15 protein-coding genes are annotated in these 16,436 nt (G+C 63.4%); 8 read left to right on the top strand and 7 right to left on the bottom strand.

Annotated elements, in window-relative coordinates; all coding sequences use genetic code 11:
• Positions 1–100 precede the first annotated feature (100 nt).
• Together dapB and HV681_RS11340 are read right to left on the bottom strand one after the other, a co-directional pair.
• Positions 101–892, bottom strand: a complete 792-nt coding sequence (gene dapB / locus HV681_RS11345) for a 4-hydroxy-tetrahydrodipicolinate reductase (protein ID WP_175123167.1) — start codon at positions 890–892, stop codon at positions 101–103.
• A 17-nt stretch (positions 893–909) separates the two neighbouring features.
• Positions 910–1,446 carry an outer membrane protein assembly factor BamE gene (locus tag HV681_RS11340; RefSeq protein ID WP_175123166.1) on the bottom strand — a complete coding sequence of 179 codons (537 nt, stop codon included), beginning with the start codon at positions 1,444–1,446 and terminating at the stop codon, positions 910–912.
• Positions 1,447–1,600: 154 nt separating this feature from the next.
• Between HV681_RS11340 and fur the strand changes: the two genes are divergently transcribed.
• On the top strand, positions 1,601–2,020 hold the full coding sequence (gene fur / locus HV681_RS11335; RefSeq protein WP_056321269.1) for a ferric iron uptake transcriptional regulator: 420 nt from the start codon (positions 1,601–1,603) through the stop codon (positions 2,018–2,020).
• A 136-nt stretch (positions 2,021–2,156) separates the two neighbouring features.
• Here fur and recN read toward each other — a convergent pair whose 3' ends face one another.
• Together recN and HV681_RS11325 are read right to left on the bottom strand one after the other, a co-directional pair.
• On the bottom strand, positions 2,157–3,818 hold the full coding sequence (gene recN / locus HV681_RS11330) for a DNA repair protein RecN (RefSeq protein WP_175123165.1): 1,662 nt from the start codon (positions 3,816–3,818) through the stop codon (positions 2,157–2,159).
• Between the two features lie 13 nt (positions 3,819–3,831).
• Positions 3,832–4,731, bottom strand: coding sequence for an NAD kinase (locus tag HV681_RS11325; protein ID WP_105237577.1), 900 nt, complete (start codon positions 4,729–4,731; stop codon positions 3,832–3,834).
• 141 nt (positions 4,732–4,872) lie between these two features.
• Here HV681_RS11325 and hrcA point away from each other — a divergent pair, with 141 nt between their 5' ends.
• The 7 genes from hrcA to dnaJ all read left to right on the top strand — a co-directional run bounded on the left by hrcA (position 4,873) and on the right by dnaJ (position 11,617).
• Entirely contained in the window at positions 4,873–5,877 is a 1,005-nt protein-coding gene (gene hrcA, locus HV681_RS11320; RefSeq protein WP_062840377.1) for a heat-inducible transcriptional repressor HrcA, read from the top strand.
• Positions 5,878–5,922: 45 nt separating this feature from the next.
• On the top strand, positions 5,923–7,038 hold the full coding sequence (gene hemH / locus HV681_RS11315; RefSeq protein WP_175123164.1) for a ferrochelatase: 1,116 nt from the start codon (positions 5,923–5,925) through the stop codon (positions 7,036–7,038).
• Entirely contained in the window at positions 7,028–7,264 is a 237-nt protein-coding gene (locus HV681_RS11310; RefSeq protein ID WP_175123163.1) for a hypothetical protein, read from the top strand. The genes hemH and HV681_RS11310 overlap by 11 nt, the downstream gene beginning before the upstream one ends.
• Before the next feature lie 126 nt (positions 7,265–7,390).
• On the top strand, positions 7,391–7,948 hold the full coding sequence (grpE, locus tag HV681_RS11305; RefSeq protein ID WP_175123162.1) for a nucleotide exchange factor GrpE: 558 nt from the start codon (positions 7,391–7,393) through the stop codon (positions 7,946–7,948).
• A gap of 14 nt (positions 7,949–7,962) precedes the next feature.
• Positions 7,963–8,367, top strand: a complete 405-nt coding sequence (locus HV681_RS11300; RefSeq protein WP_175123161.1) for a thioredoxin family protein — start codon at positions 7,963–7,965, stop codon at positions 8,365–8,367.
• An 84-nt stretch (positions 8,368–8,451) separates the two neighbouring features.
• Positions 8,452–10,377 carry a molecular chaperone DnaK gene (dnaK, locus tag HV681_RS11295; RefSeq protein ID WP_175123160.1) on the top strand — a complete coding sequence of 642 codons (1,926 nt, stop codon included), beginning with the start codon at positions 8,452–8,454 and terminating at the stop codon, positions 10,375–10,377.
• A gap of 109 nt (positions 10,378–10,486) precedes the next feature.
• Entirely contained in the window at positions 10,487–11,617 is a 1,131-nt protein-coding gene (dnaJ, locus tag HV681_RS11290; protein WP_175123159.1) for a molecular chaperone DnaJ, read from the top strand.
• Between the two features lie 135 nt (positions 11,618–11,752).
• Here dnaJ and HV681_RS11285 read toward each other — a convergent pair whose 3' ends face one another.
• From HV681_RS11285 to HV681_RS11275, 3 genes are all read right to left on the bottom strand, one after another.
• Complete coding sequence (locus HV681_RS11285; protein WP_175123158.1) at positions 11,753–12,034, bottom strand: DUF4148 domain-containing protein; 282 nt, start codon at positions 12,032–12,034, stop codon at positions 11,753–11,755.
• A 944-nt stretch (positions 12,035–12,978) separates the two neighbouring features.
• On the bottom strand, positions 12,979–13,368 hold the full coding sequence (locus tag HV681_RS11280; protein ID WP_175123157.1) for a DUF4148 domain-containing protein: 390 nt from the start codon (positions 13,366–13,368) through the stop codon (positions 12,979–12,981).
• Between the two features lie 286 nt (positions 13,369–13,654).
• Positions 13,655–16,402 (bottom strand): M16 family metallopeptidase, encoded by a 2,748-nt coding sequence (locus tag HV681_RS11275; protein ID WP_175123156.1) that lies wholly within the window; start codon positions 16,400–16,402, stop codon positions 13,655–13,657.
• Positions 16,403–16,436 lie beyond the last annotated feature (34 nt).

The raw sequence follows: 16,436 nt of genomic DNA, 5'->3' as shown, positions 1-16,436 counted from the left end.
TAGCCGGCCGCACCTAGCCGGCCGCGCCCAAAGAACCCCAAGAACACGGCATTAAAAAAGGACCCCGAGGGGTCCTTTATTTTTAGCGCCGTGAACCGGATCAGAGGCCCAGCACCGACTGCATGTCGTACAGACCGTTGCTCTTGCCGTCGAGGAAGCGCGCCGCGCGCAGCGCGCCTTCCGCGTAGGTGGCCCGGCTGGACGAGCGGTGCGTGATTTCGATGCGCTCGCCGATGCCGCAGAACGACACGGTGTGATCGCCGACGATGTCGCCGCCGCGCAGCACCGAAAAGCCGATGGTGCCGGGTTTGCGCACGCCGGTGTCGCCGTGGCGGCTCCAGGTGGCGACGTCGGGCAGGGCAACGTCCCAGGCGGACGCAATCGTTTCGCCCATCTTCAGCGCCGTGCCCGAAGGCGCGTCGACCTTGTTGCGATGGTGCGCTTCAAACACTTCGACGTCATAGCCGGCGTTCAGGATGCGGGCCGCCATGTCCAGCAGCTTGAGCGTGGCGTTGACGCCCACGCTCATGTTGGGGGCGAACACGATGGCGGTCTTTTGCGCAGCGACTTCGATTGCGGCGCGGCCATTGTCGTCAAAACCGGTGGTGCCGATGACGGCCTTCACGCCGTGCTTGACGCAGGCTTCCAGGTGCTTGAGCGTGCCTTCCGGGCGGGTGAAGTCGATCAGGCAATCGGCGCCGGCAAGGGCGTCCAGATCATCCGTGATGGCCACGCCCGTCTGCTTGCCCAACTGGGCGCCGGCATCGCGGCCCAGCGAAGCGGAGCCCGGGACGTCCAGCGCAACAGCCAGCTCCAGGCCGTCGGCCTTCAGGATGGCCTCGATCAGCATCTGGCCCATGCGGCCGTTGGCGCCGGCGATAGCAATACGCATAAAAAAAGTCCTTCGGTTTAAAGCAGCGGCTCGGGCGCGTTGCCCGGCTGGCCTGGGTATTGGTTGAGCGGGCTGACGGGCGCATCGGCGTCGCGCTTCTGTTCGTCCTGCTCTTGCTTGATACGCTCTTCGTCCTGATTCAGACGCTTGTCGGCCTTTTCGTCGGCAACGGCATCCGGCGTGTTGATCTGGTAGGGCTGCAGATCAGGCTGCTTGTCGCCTTCCCAGCGCACGAGGCGGTCGTTTTCGAACCAGACGGTGAACTTGCGCTCTTGCGAGTTGCCGTACCCGGGCTTGAAGTAATACGGGTAGTCCCAGCGGTTGGCGTGCAGCACGCTGGTGAGCGTGGGGCTGCCGAGCGCGAAGCGGACTTGTTCGCGGGTCATGCCGGGCTGGAGCAGTGCGACCTGTTCCTGCGTGATCCAGTTACCCTGCTGGACCGGAGCTTTGTAAGGAAAGCCCCATTTGTTTGAGGTGCAGCCCGCCAAGGCGACGGCCAGGGCGGCGACGGCCAAACCGGTCTTCAGAGAGCGGGAGGGAATACGTGCAAACATGGACACTACGCGCCCCTATTATTTGGAAGCAAGCAAAACCGTTATCATAAAGGTTTCATCAGGATAGTTCCGCGAGGCGGCATGAATTCGGCGAGCCGGCTTGCGGTGACCCCAGTCCTTGCCCATGCCAACGCGGACGGAGAGCGATTACACCATGAGCGACCAAAGCGAACTGAAAAACATGGGTTTGAAGGCGACTTTTCCTCGCCTGAAAATTCTTGATATTTTCCGCAAATCGGGTGAACGGCACCTGAGCGCCGAAGACGTCTACCGCGCCCTCATCGGCGAAAACGTCGAGATCGGCCTGGCTACCGTCTACCGCGTGCTGACCCAGTTCGAGCAGGCCGGCATCCTGGCGCGCAGCCAGTTCGACAGCGGCAAGGCCGTTTTCGAATTGAACGACGGCGACCACCACGACCACTTGATCTGCACCAATTGCGGAAAGGTTGTCGAGTTTTCGGATCCCGAGATCGAAAAGCGCCAGCAGAAGATCGCCAAGGACAACGCCTTCGCGCTGGAAAGCCATGCGATGGTGCTGTACGGCATCTGCGGTAGCTGCCTCAAGGGCCGGTAAGCCCAGCTCGGCAGGCTAGCGGCCGGCCCGTCCGGCTGCTTAGGTGAAAAACAAAGCCCCTTCGATGTGAAGGGGCTTTTTGCATTTGGCCATTGCGTGCGCGTCGGTCGAGGGATGCCCCCACGCGGGGTCAGACTCAGGGCGCGGTCTGCCCGAAGCCTTCCAGCATTTCGCGCGCGTGTTCCCGGGTGGTGGCGGTGAGCTTCATGCCGCCCAGCATGCGCGCGATTTCCTCTACGCGGGCTGGGGCGTCCAGCGGTTCGATGCTGGAGCGCGTGGTGCCGCGCGATTCGGCCTTGCTGACCAGGAACTGGTTGTTGGCGCAGGCAGCAACCTGGGGCAGGTGGGTGACGCACAGCACCTGATGGCGTTCACCCAGCTCGCGCAGCAGCTTGCCGACGGATTCGGCGACCGCGCCGCCCACGCCGCTGTCGACTTCGTCGAAGATCAGCGTGGGGACGCGCGCCGCGCGGCTGGCGATAACCGATAGCGCAAGCGAGATGCGGGACAGTTCGCCGCCCGACGCGACCTTGGCCAGCGGCCGCGGGGTAGTGCCGGCGTGGCCGGCGACCAGAAATTCGACCTGTTCGCTGCCGTGTGCGGAGGGCGCGGACGGCGCGAGCGTCGGTTCGAAGCGGCCGCCCTGCATTGCGAGCGTCTGCATGGCCTGGGTGACCTGCTTGCCCAGATCCTTGGCAACCTTGCGGCGCGCGGTCGTGAGCTTGGCGGCGACTGCGTCGTATTGCGCCTGCGCCGCAGCCGCCTGGGCGCGCAGCGCGTCGATGTCGCCGGCGGCCTGCAGGGCCGCCAGCTCTGCATGCAGGGATTCCCGCAATTCGCACAACGCGTCGGGTTCGGTGCGGAACTTGCGGGCGGTCTCGAACACCAGCCCAAGACGCGCTTCCACGTCCGCAAGCCGCTTCGGATCAAGTTCGACCCGGCTGACATAGTTGTTCAGGTCGGACACGGCTTCGCTGATGGCGATGCGGGCCGATTCCAGTTCGTCATGGACGCCCTTCAGGCCCGGATCGTGCCGCAGCATCTGCTGCAGACGCTGGTTTGCGGCCGTCACCCGATGATGCGCGGAGTCGCCTTCGCCGTCCAGCGTTTCAAGGATCTGCGAAGCCCCGTCCAGCAGCGATTGCGAATGCGACAGGCGCGTGTGCTCGGATTGCAGGGCTTCCCATTCGTCCGGCCCGAGGTTGAGCTGGTCGAGTTCATTGACCCGCCATTGCAGGCTTTCGCGTTCTGTCGCGAGGCTTTCAGCGTCTTTTTCAGCGGATTCCAATTGGCGCGCCAGTGCGCGCCATTGCTTCCATGCCTGGCCGACCGCCTGGCGCAGATCGCCATGGCCGCCGTGCGCGTCCAGCAGGTCGCGCTGGGCATCGGGACGCATCAGGCTTTGGTGCGCGTGCTGGCCGTGGATGTCGACCAGGCTGTCGCCGAGTTCGCGCAGCTGCGCCACGGTGGCCGGTGTGCCGTTGATGTAAGCGCGGCTGCGGCCTTGCGCATCGATGACACGCCGCAGCGAGAGTTCGTCGTCGGCGTCGATCTCGCGTTCGGCCAGCCACGCATGCAGGGCCTTGGGGGTGTCGAAGACGGCGGTGATGTCGGCGCGGGTTGCGCCTTCGCGCAGCATGCTGGCGTCGCCGCGCTCGCCAAGGGTGAGGGCCAGCGCATCGACCAGGATGGATTTGCCGGCGCCGGTTTCGCCGGAAAAGACGGTAAAGCCGGGTCCGAAATGGATTTCGGTCTGTTCGACGATGACGAAGTCGCGGATGTGCAGGGTGCGCAGCATGTGGGGGCGCTAACTACTCTACGTTGTCGGAGGCTTCGGGCATCAGGTTCCAGTGCAGCTTGCGGCGCAGGGTGGAGAAGAAGCTATAGCCTTCGGGATGCACGAATCGGATGGTGTAGGGCGCGCGCTGCACGACGATGCGGTCGCCCGGTTGCAGGTCGGACCAGGTCTGCATGTCGAAATGCACACTGGCGCCGACTTCGACGCGGCCCATGGCAGTGAGCGTCATGTTGAGCACACCGGTGTCCGGGATGACGATGGGGCGGTTCGACAGCGTTTGCGGCGCCACCGGCACCAGCACCATGGCGTTCATGCCCGGATGCAGAATGGGGCCGTTGGCCGACAGCGCATAGGCGGTGGACCCTGTGGGCGTGGCGATGATCAGGCCGTCGGCACGCTGGGTATACATGAAGGCGCCGTCCAGTTCGACCCGGACCTCGATCATGCCGCCGCGTCCCGCACGGTTCAGGACCACGTCGTTCAGCGCCGAGGCGGAGTACATCTTTTGATCACCGCGCCATACGCTGCCTTCGAGCAGCATGCGGTCTTCGATCTGGAAGCTGCCCTCGAGCACCCGGGCAAGCGCTGCGTGCGCGTCCTGCAAGGCGATGTCGGTGATGAAGCCCAGGCGCCCGTGGTTGATGCCGACCAGCGGCATGCCGTAGGGCGCGAGATGGCGGCTGGCGCCCAGCACGGTGCCGTCGCCGCCCATGACCACGGCCAGCGAGGCGGTCTTGCCGATTTCCTCGAGCGTGGCGATGGGATATTCGGTCAGCCCGGTATTGCGCGCCGTGTCCGCGTCGATCAACACATGCCGGCCCGCTTGCGTCAGCGCGTGCGCAAGGGCTCTCAGCGGTGTGTCCAGGCCGGTGTCCTGGTATCTGCCGATCAGGGCGACGGTGGGAAAGTGCATGGCTGCGTACAAATGAAAAAGGGCAAAACCGTAAAGCTGAATGTACCCAGAATGGGCCGATTAGCCGATTATATGGGGCCGTATATCGGGTTGCGGGACAAAAATCGCCCCAACCGAAAAAGATTCCCTAAAATAGCCGCTATGGATGACCGCGCACGCGCATTACTGAAAGCGTTGATAGAACGCTACATCGCCGATGGGCAGCCAGTCGGCTCGCGGACGCTATCTAAAGTCTTCGACTTGTCCCCAGCCACCATCCGCAACGTCATGGCGGACCTGGAAGAGCTGGGGCTGATCCATAGCCCGCATACTTCCGCCGGCCGTGTACCCACGCCGCGCGGATACCGCATGTTCGTCGATTCGCTGCTGTCGGTACAGTCGTACCAGCTTCAGCCGCACAACATGGGCGAAATGCTCTCTGCCGCCGAACCCACTCGCGCCGTCAACGCGGCCGCCGCGTTGCTGTCGAATCTGACGCAATTCGCGGGCGTGGTGCTCACGCCCAAGCGGGCCCAGGTGTTCCGCCAGATCGAATTCATCCGCCTGTCCGACAAGCGCGTCCTGTTGATCATCGTGACGCCCGATGGCGACGTCCAGAACCGCATTCTCTTCGTCCAGCGGGATTACGCCGAATCCGAACTGCTGGAGGCCGGCAACTTCTTCAACATGCACTTCGCCGGCAAGTCGTTCAATGCCGTGCGGCAGACGCTTTCGACCGAGCTGGCCCAGTTGCGCGAAGACATCTCGCGCCTCATGCAGGCCGCCGTCGAGGCCAGTGCCGAAGCTGCCGAGGACGGCGACGCCGTGGTCATTTCCGGCGAGCGAAAGCTGCTGGACGTGACCGACATCGCGTCCGACATGGACCGGCTGCGCAAGATGTTTTCGTTGTTCGAGAAAAAGACCGACCTGCTGCAGTTGCTGGATGTCTCCAGCCGGGCGCAGGGCGTGCAGATCTACATCGGTGGCGATTCGCAACTGGTGCCCCTGGAAGACGTTTCCGTCATCACCGCGCCGTATGGCGTGGATGGCAAGGTGGTGGGCACGCTGGGCGTCATCGGTCCGACCCGCATGGCCTACGAGCGCGTCATACCCATCGTGGACATCACGGCGCGCCTGCTGTCCAACGCCCTCAGCCACAACCAGTAGTTCCATTCAAAGCTACATCCTCCTTGCGGAGGAAGGGGAGTTTTTGTGTTTCTTCGCCTGTTCAAGTATCTCTGGCCTGAGCGCTACCTTCCTGAACCCGAGCAAGAAGACCCCTTCAACGAAGATCCGCCGCCGCGCGTGCCCGGCAAGGTCGGCGTGCTGCTGGTGAACCTGGGCACGCCCGACACGCCGACGGCCAAGGACATCCGCAAGTACCTGGGCGAATTCCTGTCCGACCCCCGCGTCATCGAGATCCCGCGCTACCTCTGGAAGCCCATCCTGCACGGCATCGTGCTCGTGCGCCGTCCCAAGCGCCTCGAGCCCCGCTATGGCGGCATCTGGATGAAGGAAGGCTCGCCCCTGATGGTCTACAGCCAGCGGCAGACCGACGGCGTGCGCGCCGCCCTGCAGGCGGCCGGGGTGGATGCCGCGGTCGAACTGGGCATGCGCTATGGCAATCCCTCCATCCCCCACGCCATCTCCAACCTGCGCAAGCAGGGCTGCGAGCGCATCCTGACCGTGCCGCTGTATCCGCAGTACGCCGCCAGCACCACCGCCACCGTCGTCGACGCGGTTACCCGCTACATGGGCAAGCTGCGCGATCAGCCGGAAATGCGCTTCATCAAGCGGTTCCACGACGACCCCGCCTACCTGGACCCGCTCGCCGCGCGCATCGAACGGTACTGGAGCGAACACGGCAAGCCTCAGAAGCTGGTCATGAGCTTTCATGGCCTGCCGCGCTACTCCATCGAGCTGGGCGACCCGTATTACCGCGACTGCATGGAGACGGCCCGGCTCCTGGCCCAGCGACTTTCGCTGCCCCGCGACCAGATCGAAGTGACCTTCCAGAGCCGGTTCGGCACCGCCCGCTGGCTGGAGCCCTACACCGAACCGACCCTCAAGGCACTAGCCGCATCGGGCGTCACCGAGGTCGATGTGGTGTGCCCGGGATTTGTGGCAGACTGTCTCGAAACCCTGGAAGAAATCAGCCTGGAATGCCGCGACGCCTTTCTCGAGGCCGGTGGCAAGCAGTTCCGTTACATTCCCGCCATCAACGACGATCCGGCCTGGATCGCGGGGTTGTCTGGGCTGGTGGAACGATACTTGCAGGGGTGGATTCCAGACACCACGGACTTGAAGGAGAAGGCGCATGCACCATGATCCCAAGACTGGCGAATCGGTCAAGAAGGGCAAAGTCAGCACTCCCGTCGACGAAGACCGCGTCGAACACGACCTGGACGAGGCCCTGGCCGACACCTTCCCGGCCAGCGACCCCGTCGCGATCCCTTCGGATCCGGACGCGGACGACAAGCGGGTGGACCGCGCACTGAAGGAAAGCTTCCCCGCCAGCGACCCCGTCGCTCCCGCGCAGCCAAGCAAAAAGTAGGAAACCGCCGCCAGGCGCCCGGCCGCGGCGCCGGGTCCTGGGGAATATTTCGCTTACCCGGGCTTGAATTAGGGGTATTGGCCCCCATTCATGTCTCCGAAAGCCATTCTTTTTGGAGGATTCCCCATGACGGCACCCCACGAGCCTGCTGACCAGGCGCCCGAAGTCGGCCAGAACGCCGATGCGGCACCCGCCGCCCAGGACGCCGCGCAGGCCGAGCTGAACGAGTTGCGCGCCCAGCTGGACGCCGCCCAGGCTACCGTCAACGAGCAGCACGACCAGCTTCTGCGTGTGCAAGCTGAAGCCGAGAACGTGCGCCGCCGCGCCCAGGAAGAAGTGTCCAAGGCGCGCAAGTTCGGCATCGAATCGTTCGCCGAAAGCCTGGTTCCGGTCAAGGACAGCCTGGAAGCTGCGCTGGCCCAACCTGATCAGACGGTCGAAACGCTGCGCGAAGGCGTCGAAGTCACCCTTAAGCAGTTGGCCGCCGCATTCGAGCGCAACCTGCTCAAGGAAATCGCACCGGCGCAGGGCGACAAATTCGATCCGCACCAGCATCAGGCCATTTCGTCCATTCCGCATGAACAGCCCGCCAACACGGTGGTGCAACTGCTGCAGAAGGGCTATGTGATCGCCGACCGCACCCTGCGCCCCGCGCTCGTGGTCGTCTCGGCCGGCCAGGGCTGAACCGCGTATCCGCCATGACCGACCCGCGCTTCGACCCGGCCCAGGTATTCCAGGTGTTCGGCATGCGCCATGTCGACACCGCGGGATTCGACGCGGCCGTGGTGCAAGCGCCCGGCGCCGATCTGCGCTGCGTCTTCCTGTGGGGCCAGGATTGCTACAACTGCAACCTGTTCAAGCAGGCGGCGCTGCTGCACCAGGAAACGCTGCTGGGGCTTGGCCTCACGTGGTTCGAAGCCGATGTCTACGCGGATGAACCGCTGGGCCGCCGGTTTTCGTTGCATGGCGTCCCCACTTTTGTGCTGTACCGGTCCGGCAAGCGCCTTGGGCGCATCACCGGCTGGCCCGGATTGCCCCAGTTCACTGCGGCAATCCAGCGCCTGCAGGACCCGGACCCGGAAATTTCCAGCCCGGCGTCTTGAAAAACCCCACGGGCAGCCCCAGTTACGGGGAGACAAGCAGTTTTCCCCAAATTTTCATAGATTTAATAATCAAGGTAACCCACCATGAGCAAGATTATTGGCATTGACCTGGGAACGACCAACAGCTGCGTGGCTGTCATGGACGGCGGGCAGGTCAAGATCATCGAAAACGCGGAAGGTGCTCGCACCACTCCCTCCATCGTTGCCTACATGGATGACGGCGAGACCCTGGTCGGCGCGCCTGCCAAGCGTCAGGCCGTGACCAACCCGCGCAACACGCTGTACGCAGTGAAGCGCCTGATCGGTCGCAAGTTCGAAGAAAAAGCCGTGCAAAAGGACATCAATCTGATGCCCTACGCCATCGTCAAAGCCGACAACGGCGACGCCTGGGTTGAAGTGCGCGGCAAGAAGATGGCGCCTCCCCAAGTGTCGGCCGACGTGCTGCGCAAGATGAAGAAGACCGCCGAGGACTACCTGGGCGAAGAAGTGACCGAGGCCGTCATCACCGTGCCCGCGTACTTCAACGACAGCCAGCGCCAGGCCACCAAGGACGCCGGCCGCATCGCGGGCCTGGAAGTCAAGCGCATCATCAACGAACCCACCGCTGCGGCGCTGGCGTTCGGCCTGGACAAGACCGAAAAGGGCGACCGCAAGATCGCCGTCTATGACCTGGGCGGCGGCACGTTCGACGTGTCCATCATCGAAATCGCCGATGTGGACGGCGAAAAGCAGTTCGAAGTGCTGTCGACCAACGGCGACACCTTCCTGGGCGGCGAAGACTTCGACCAGCGCATCATCGACTACATCATTGCCGAGTTCAAGAAGGAACAAGGCGTTGACCTGTCCAAGGACGTGCTGGCGCTGCAACGCCTGAAGGAAGCCGCTGAAAAGGCCAAGATCGAACTGTCGTCCGCGCAGCAGACCGAAATCAACCTGCCGTACATCACGGCCGATGCCTCCGGTCCCAAGCACCTGAACCTGAAGATCACGCGCGCCAAGCTGGAAGCGCTGGTCGAAGAACTGATCGAACGCACGATCGAGCCCTGCCGCGTCGCCATCAAGGACGCCGGCGTCAAGGTTTCCGACATCGACGACGTGATCCTGGTCGGCGGCATGACCCGCATGCCGAAGGTCCAGGAAAAGGTGAAGGAATTCTTCGGCAAGGATCCGCGCAAGGATGTGAACCCCGATGAAGCCGTCGCCGCTGGCGCCGCCATCCAGGGCTCCGTGCTGTCGGGCGACCGCAAGGACGTGCTGCTGCTGGACGTCACGCCGCTGTCCCTGGGTATCGAAACCCTGGGTGGTGTCATGACCAAGATGATCCAGAAGAACACCACGATCCCGACCCGGTTCTCGCAGACGTTCTCGACGGCCGACGACAACCAGCCGGCCGTGACGATCAAGGTCTTCCAGGGCGAGCGCGAAATCGCTGCGGGCAACAAGGCCCTGGGCGAGTTCAACCTTGAAGGGATCCCGCCGTCGCCGCGCGGCATGCCGCAGATCGAAGTCACGTTCGACATCGACGCCAACGGCATCCTGCACGTGTCCGCCAAGGACAAGGGCACCGGCAAGGAAAACAAGATCACCATCAAGGCCAACTCGGGTCTGTCGGAAGACGAGATCCAGCGCATGGTCAAGGATGCCGAGGCCAACGCCGAGGAAGATCATCGCGTCGCCGAACTGGCTCAGTCGCGTAACCAGGCCGACGCGCTGGTGCATGCCACCCGCAAGTCGTTGACCGAGTACGGCGACAAGCTCGAAGCTGCCGAGAAGGAAAGCATCGAGGCCGCCATCAAGGACCTGGAAGAAACGCTGAAGGAAGGCGACAAGGCCGCAATCGACGCCAAGGTCGAAGCCCTGTCCACCGCTTCGCAGAAACTGGGCGAAAAGATGTACGCCGACATGCAGGCGCAGCAAGCCGCCGGCCAGCAGCAAGCGGCCGACAACGCGAAGCCGGTGGACGACAACGTCGTCGACGCCGACTTCAAGGAAGTCAAGCGCGACCAATAATGGCCGGGCATTGACCTGCCTCTGCCGCCCGGTAGCCGGAGAAATCCGCCTACCGGGCGTACTCATTCTGTAGCACTGAAAAGAAGGCTCGGTTTCGAGCCCACGGATCATGGCAAAACGCGACTATTACGAAATCCTGGGCGTGGCAAAAAACGCCTCGGACGACGATCTCAAGAAGGCCTATCGAAAGCTGGCCATGAAATACCATCCGGACCGTAATCCGGACAGCAAAGAAGCCGAAGAGAAGTTCAAGGAAGCCAAGGAAGCCTACGAGGTCCTGGGCGATGACCAAAAGCGCGCTGCGTACGACCGCTATGGTCATGCAGGCGTCGACCCCAACGCCGCCGGCATGGGCGGCGCGGGCATGGGCGGCGGTTTCGCCGACGCGTTCGGCGACATCTTCGGCGAGATCTTCGGCGGCGCCGGCGGCGGCCGTCGCGGCGGCGGACCCCAGGTCTACCGCGGCGCCGACCTCAAGTACGCGCTGGAAATCACCCTGGAACAAGCGGCAGCCGGTTTCGACACCGAAATCCGCGTCCCCAGCTGGGAAAACTGCGACACCTGCCACGGCTCCGGCGCCAAGCCCGGCACCTCGCCCAAGACCTGCCGCACCTGCGGCGGCTCGGGCGCCGTGCGTATGCAGCAAGGCTTCTTCAGCGTCCAGCAGACCTGCCCCACCTGCCACGGCAACGGCAAGGAAATCACCGACCCCTGCCAAGCCTGCGACGGCGTCGGCCGCATTCGCCGCAACAAGACCCTCCAGGTCAAGATTCCGGCCGGCATCGACGACGGCATGCGCATCCGCTCCAGCGGCAATGGCGAACCCGGCATCAACGGCGGTCCTCCCGGCGACCTGTATGTGGAAATCCACATCAAGCAGCACAAGATCTTCCAGCGCGACGGCGACGACCTGCACTGCGAACTGACCATCCCGTTCACCACGGCGGCACTGGGCGGCGAACTCCAGGTCCCCACGCTGGGCGGCAAGGCCGAGATCTCCATCCCCGAAGGCACGCAATCCGGCAAAACCTTCCGCCTGCGCGGCAAGGGCATTCGCGGCGTGCGCGGCAGCTACCCGGGCGACCTGTACTGCCACGTCGTGGTGGAAACTCCCGTGCGCCTGAGCGACGACCAAAAGAACATCCTGCGCCAATTCGAGGCTTCGCTGAACGACGGTGGCGATCGCCACTCGCCGCAAAGCAAATCCTGGACGGACCGCGTCAAGGAATTCTTCAGCTGATCAGTCTTCAGCTGATCACGCTGCCGCTCAGCGCAAAAAGCCGCGACGAGAGTCGCGGCTTTTTTTCGTTTGGTCGCCAACAATGCTTGGCGCGTCAGGGACAGTGCTGCGGGATCACGCAGAACCGCGAGCCCCTTAGCGGCTGCTCGGCGGGTAGTCGAGTTCGCCGAACGTGTACTCGCCGTTGGCCTTGGCGTGCTCAAGCTGGACGCGCACGTCCTGCTCGGTCAGGTTGGAGGTGCGAGGCTGTGCCGCCGGATAGTCCTGCTCGCCAAACGTGTATTGGCCGCTGACCTTGGCTTCCTGCAATTCGGCCGCCACCTGGGAACGGGACTTGGATTGTTCAACGCCAGCTGCGTGAGCGCCGGCGCCTGCCAGGGCCAGGGAAACAAACAGCGTCGTGGCCAGGATTTTCATGAGTGAGACCTCCAGATTGCTTTAAGTGAAACCGAGTCCGGCGGCCCATCGTCGTGGTCCATCTGATGATCTCGATGGCCAGATGCAGCACGCCAAATCCCGGCATGAACCCGAACGGCATGAAACCACCTTCCAAATTGGCGAGATATCGAAGGGCTTCTAAAAATTACGCATATGCGGGAATACGCAGTCCAGGAAGCCTTTACCAGCATGCAATGCACAGCCTGCATGCAGGTGCTACACCAAGCGCTCCACTAGGGGCGCAACGCAGCGCTGCCATAAGCCCTCTACCAACGCGCAACACACACTTCTGCCCAGGGCTCTCCACCAGCGCGCAGCGCACCCCCGCTGACGCAACGCATCGCGTAAGCGTTGCAAGGCCGCCCGCGCGGCCGACGCAACGCGGGCCCCGCAAGATCCTCCACAGGCGAAAGCTCGTCGCCAAAACGCCAAGAAATCCGCCCGTCCCAGCGTCCGAGGCCGTTTGACACGGCGAGCCTGGTGTGGCCGCGGCACTCGGCGCGCGGGGCGTCGATAAGCCCAACGGAATCCGAAGGAACCGCCAAAGGCGGTGACGAGGATGAGGCAGGGGAAGTCCGGAGCGAAGGCTCCGGACCGCAATCGTGGCCCCGCGCGCCGAGTGCCGTGGCCGCGCCAGGCGCTAAAGAACCCCAATGGCAGCCCAGCAAAATCCCGACGAAAAAAAGAGACCGCGACAATCGCCACGGCCTCTTCGCTACTACCACTGCAACTTCAACTGCGAACTGCAACTTCAACTGCGAACTGCAACTGCGAACTGCAACTTCAACTTCAACTGCTGACTTCAACTTCAACTGCTGACTTCAACGACTACTGCTACTGCTACTTCAACCGCCGCTGTACACCGAAAATACCGGCCTCAGGCCATGATGCCACCCGAGGCCGGCCGGGCTACAGCAAGCAGCTCACCGGCTGATCGGCGGGTATTCGAGCTCGCCGAACGTGTATTGGCCGCTGGCCTTTGCTTGCGCCAGTTCCTGCTGAACTTCGGCGCGCGACTTGGCGCTGCTCGACGTTGCAACGACCGGCGGGTACTGCAGTTCGCCGAACGTGTATTGACCGCTGACCTTGGCTTGCTGCAGCTCGGCTTGCACTTCCTGCGAGCTCAGGCTGGTCTTTTGGGGCAGGGCGGGCGGATAGTCCAGCTCGCCGAACGTGTACTGGCCGCTTGCCTTCGCTGCTTGCAGTTCCGTCGCCACTTGGGCGCTGCTCTTTGCTTGCTCGACGCCGGCGGCTTGTGCGCCGAAACCGGCCAGGGCCAGGGATAGGAAAAGGGTGGTTGCTAGGGTTTTCATGGTGAGACCTCCAATTCGTCGTAAAGAGGGACCGAATCCGGCGGCACTCCGTCGTGGTTCGTTTGCTGTTCCCGATGGACTGAATTGTGCGCGCCTTCCCACCTGGGATAAACCCTTAATCCCTGAAAACATCTTTCCAAATAACCGAGTAATAGATCAGACAGATAGAATTTGCCCCATGGATGGAATGGTCAAGCCCAATCCCAGAATCATCAAACCGCAACAGCCCACCCACTATGCAAAAAAAACCCCTGCCGAGGCAGGGGTTTTCCCAACAGAGGGTGCATCAGGGTTTCTTGAAATCCCCCGCCAGCGCCGTGCTGAACCCGTCCGGACGCACATACTTGCGCAGCGCCGCGTTCACCGTCTCCGGCGTCAAGGCGGAAATCTTCTTGTCCATTTCCGCAGACCACGCAAACGTGCGGCCGCGCTCCAGGTAATCCAGCCAGGTGCTTGCCAACACGTCGTCCTGCGCCCGAGCCAGATTCCGGTAGTTCAGCAGCGCCGTAATGCCCTCCGTGATTTCCTTCTCCGAGAAACCGTCCTTCAGCACGCGCGCCAGTTCCTCGTTGATCGCCTTCTCCAGCCGCTCGCGATTCTGCGGCGCGTAGATCGCGTAAATGCTCCAGCTTGCGGTCGGTTCAAACGCCGACACCGACAGCGAGCTGCGCACGTTGTACGACAGGCCTTCCGTCTCGCGCACCCGATTCCACAAGCGCGACGTTTCCGACGCACCGAACAGGTAATTGGCCAGGTACAGCGCCGGATAGTCCGCGTCCGTATCCTGCACCTTCAGCGGCATGCGCGACAGGTAGAACGCGTTGGCCTTGTCCGGCGTGTCGATGTCGAACTGCTTGGCCGGCACGTCGCGGTACGGGTTCGGCACGCGGGTGTAGGCCGGCGCCTTCTTCCATCCGGCCAGTCCCGTGCGCAGCGACTTTTCCACCGCTGCCGGCTCGAAGTCGCCCACCGCCGAGAACTCGATATCGCCAGCGCCGTAGAACTTGGCGTGGAACGTTGCCAGCGCCTCGCGGTTCAGGCCGCGCACGCTAGCCAGCGACTCTTCGAACGTCGGCACATAACGCAGATCGTCCGCAGGCCACGGATTGTCGTGGCGCGCCAGCGCGCGTCCGGCCAGCGCCGACGGTTCCGTCATCGCATTCTGGATCGACGTTTCAAGTTGGCGTTGATATTCCTCGACCTGCTCCTTCGGGAAGCTGGCGTTGCGGATGATCTCCAGCGCCAGCGCCGTCAATTCAGGCAGATTCTCGCCCTTGGTCGACATCGCCACCTTCAGTGTCGTGCCGCCGCCGGTAAAGCCAAGTTCAGCCTGCAGTTTGTCCAGACGGTCCTGGATATCCTGGCGCGACAGCTTGTCCGTGCCGCGCAACAGCAGGTCCGCCGCCGCGCTGGAATTGACGCGCTGGCCCAGCAGGTCTTTTTCGTTGCCGAACTGGATCAGCATCTGCGCCTGCACACGGCTGCCCCGCGTCGCCTTGGGCAGCAGCGCCAGTTTCACCGGACCATTCGGCAGATCAAGCGTCGTGCGTTGCGTCAGCTTGTCGATGTTGGCCGGCGAGGGATCGAACGCCGACGCAGCCTTGAAGTCCGGATCGCCCTTGTAGTCCTTGAACACTGCCGTGAGGTCCACGCGTTCCGTCTGCGGCGCACGCACCGGCTTCTCGGTCGGAATGTAGCGGCCCTCGATGCGGTTGCTCTGCACCAGATAGGTCGTCGCGGCCTTTTGCACCTCGGCCAGCGTTGCCTTGCGCGCGCGGTCGCGTTGCAGGAAGAACAGGCGCCAGTCGCCCGCGGCGATCGCTTCGGACAGCGCCACGCCCACCTGCTCGGGATCGCTGTACGTCTGTTCCCACGACGTCAGCCACTTGCTGCGCGCGCGGTCCAGTTCCTGCTCTGTGAAGGGTTTCTTGTCGAGCGTCTCCAGCGTGCCCGTCATCGCCTTCATGGCGGCGTCCTGATCCTTGCCCGGCGTCAGTTGCGCGGCAAACATCGCCAGTCCCGGGTCCAGGTTTTCCATCGTGAAACCGAACACGCCCGAGGCCAGCTTGGTCGGCACCAGGGCATGGTACAGGCGGCCCGACGGGGTGTCCGCCAGGATCGTGGTCGCCAGGTCGAACGGCACGAAGTCCGCGCTGCCGCCGGCCGGGATGTGATACATCGCCGCGACCAGCGGCGTGCCGCCGGTGCGGCGCAGCGTCACCGAGCGCTCGCCGTCCTGCGTCGGTTCCACCGTGTATTCCGGCGGCAGCTTGCGGTCGGGTTTGGGCAGCTTGCCCAGCGTGGCTTCGATGTCCGCCAGCGTCGTCTGCGGGTCGAACTTGCCCGCCACGATCAGCACGGCGTTGTCCGGCTGGTAATACTCGTGATAGAAGGCGCGCAGCTGGCCGATATCCACGTTTTCGACGTCCGAACGCGCGCCGATCGTGTTCTTGCCGTAGCTGTGCCACTGGTAGGCGGCAGCCTGCATCTTCTGCATCAGGATGCGGAACGGGTTGTTCTCGCCGCTTTCCATCTCGTTGCGGACCACGGTCATTTCCGAGTCCAGGTCTTCCTTGGCGATCAGCGAATTGACCATCGCATCGGCCTGCCAGCCGAGGTACCACTTCAGCGTCTCGGGGTTGGCCGCGAAGCTCGCGAAGTAATTGGTGCGGTCGCTGGACGTCGAGCCATTGGCCTGCAATCCGCGGCGGGAGAACTCGCCCATCGCGTTGCGGGTGGTCGACGTGCCCTTGAACAGCATGTGCTCCAACAGGTGCGCCATGCCGGTCTGGCCGTAGTTTTCGTTGCGCGAGCCCACCAGGTACGTCATGTTGACCGTGGTGGACGGCTTGGATTCGTCGGGTACCAGGAGCACCCGCAGGCCATTGGCCAGGCGGTATTCGGTGATGCCTTCGATCGAGGCGGCCTCCGTGACGCCGGCCGGCAGGCTGGCGGCTCCGGCCTGAAAGGCCAGGAAGGAGGAAAACAGCAGCACGCCTAGCGGGCGCGGCAGCTTCGACAGGGACAAGCGCATGGCGGACTATTCCTTTGGCATGGCAGAATCCGTT

It is taken from the genome of Achromobacter animicus, assembly GCF_902859585.1.
GTDB classification, from domain to species: Bacteria; Pseudomonadota; Gammaproteobacteria; order Burkholderiales; family Burkholderiaceae_B; genus Achromobacter; species Achromobacter animicus.
The sequence above is the reverse complement of the archived record's forward strand: the minus strand, read 5'-3'. Positions and strand labels throughout refer to the sequence as shown.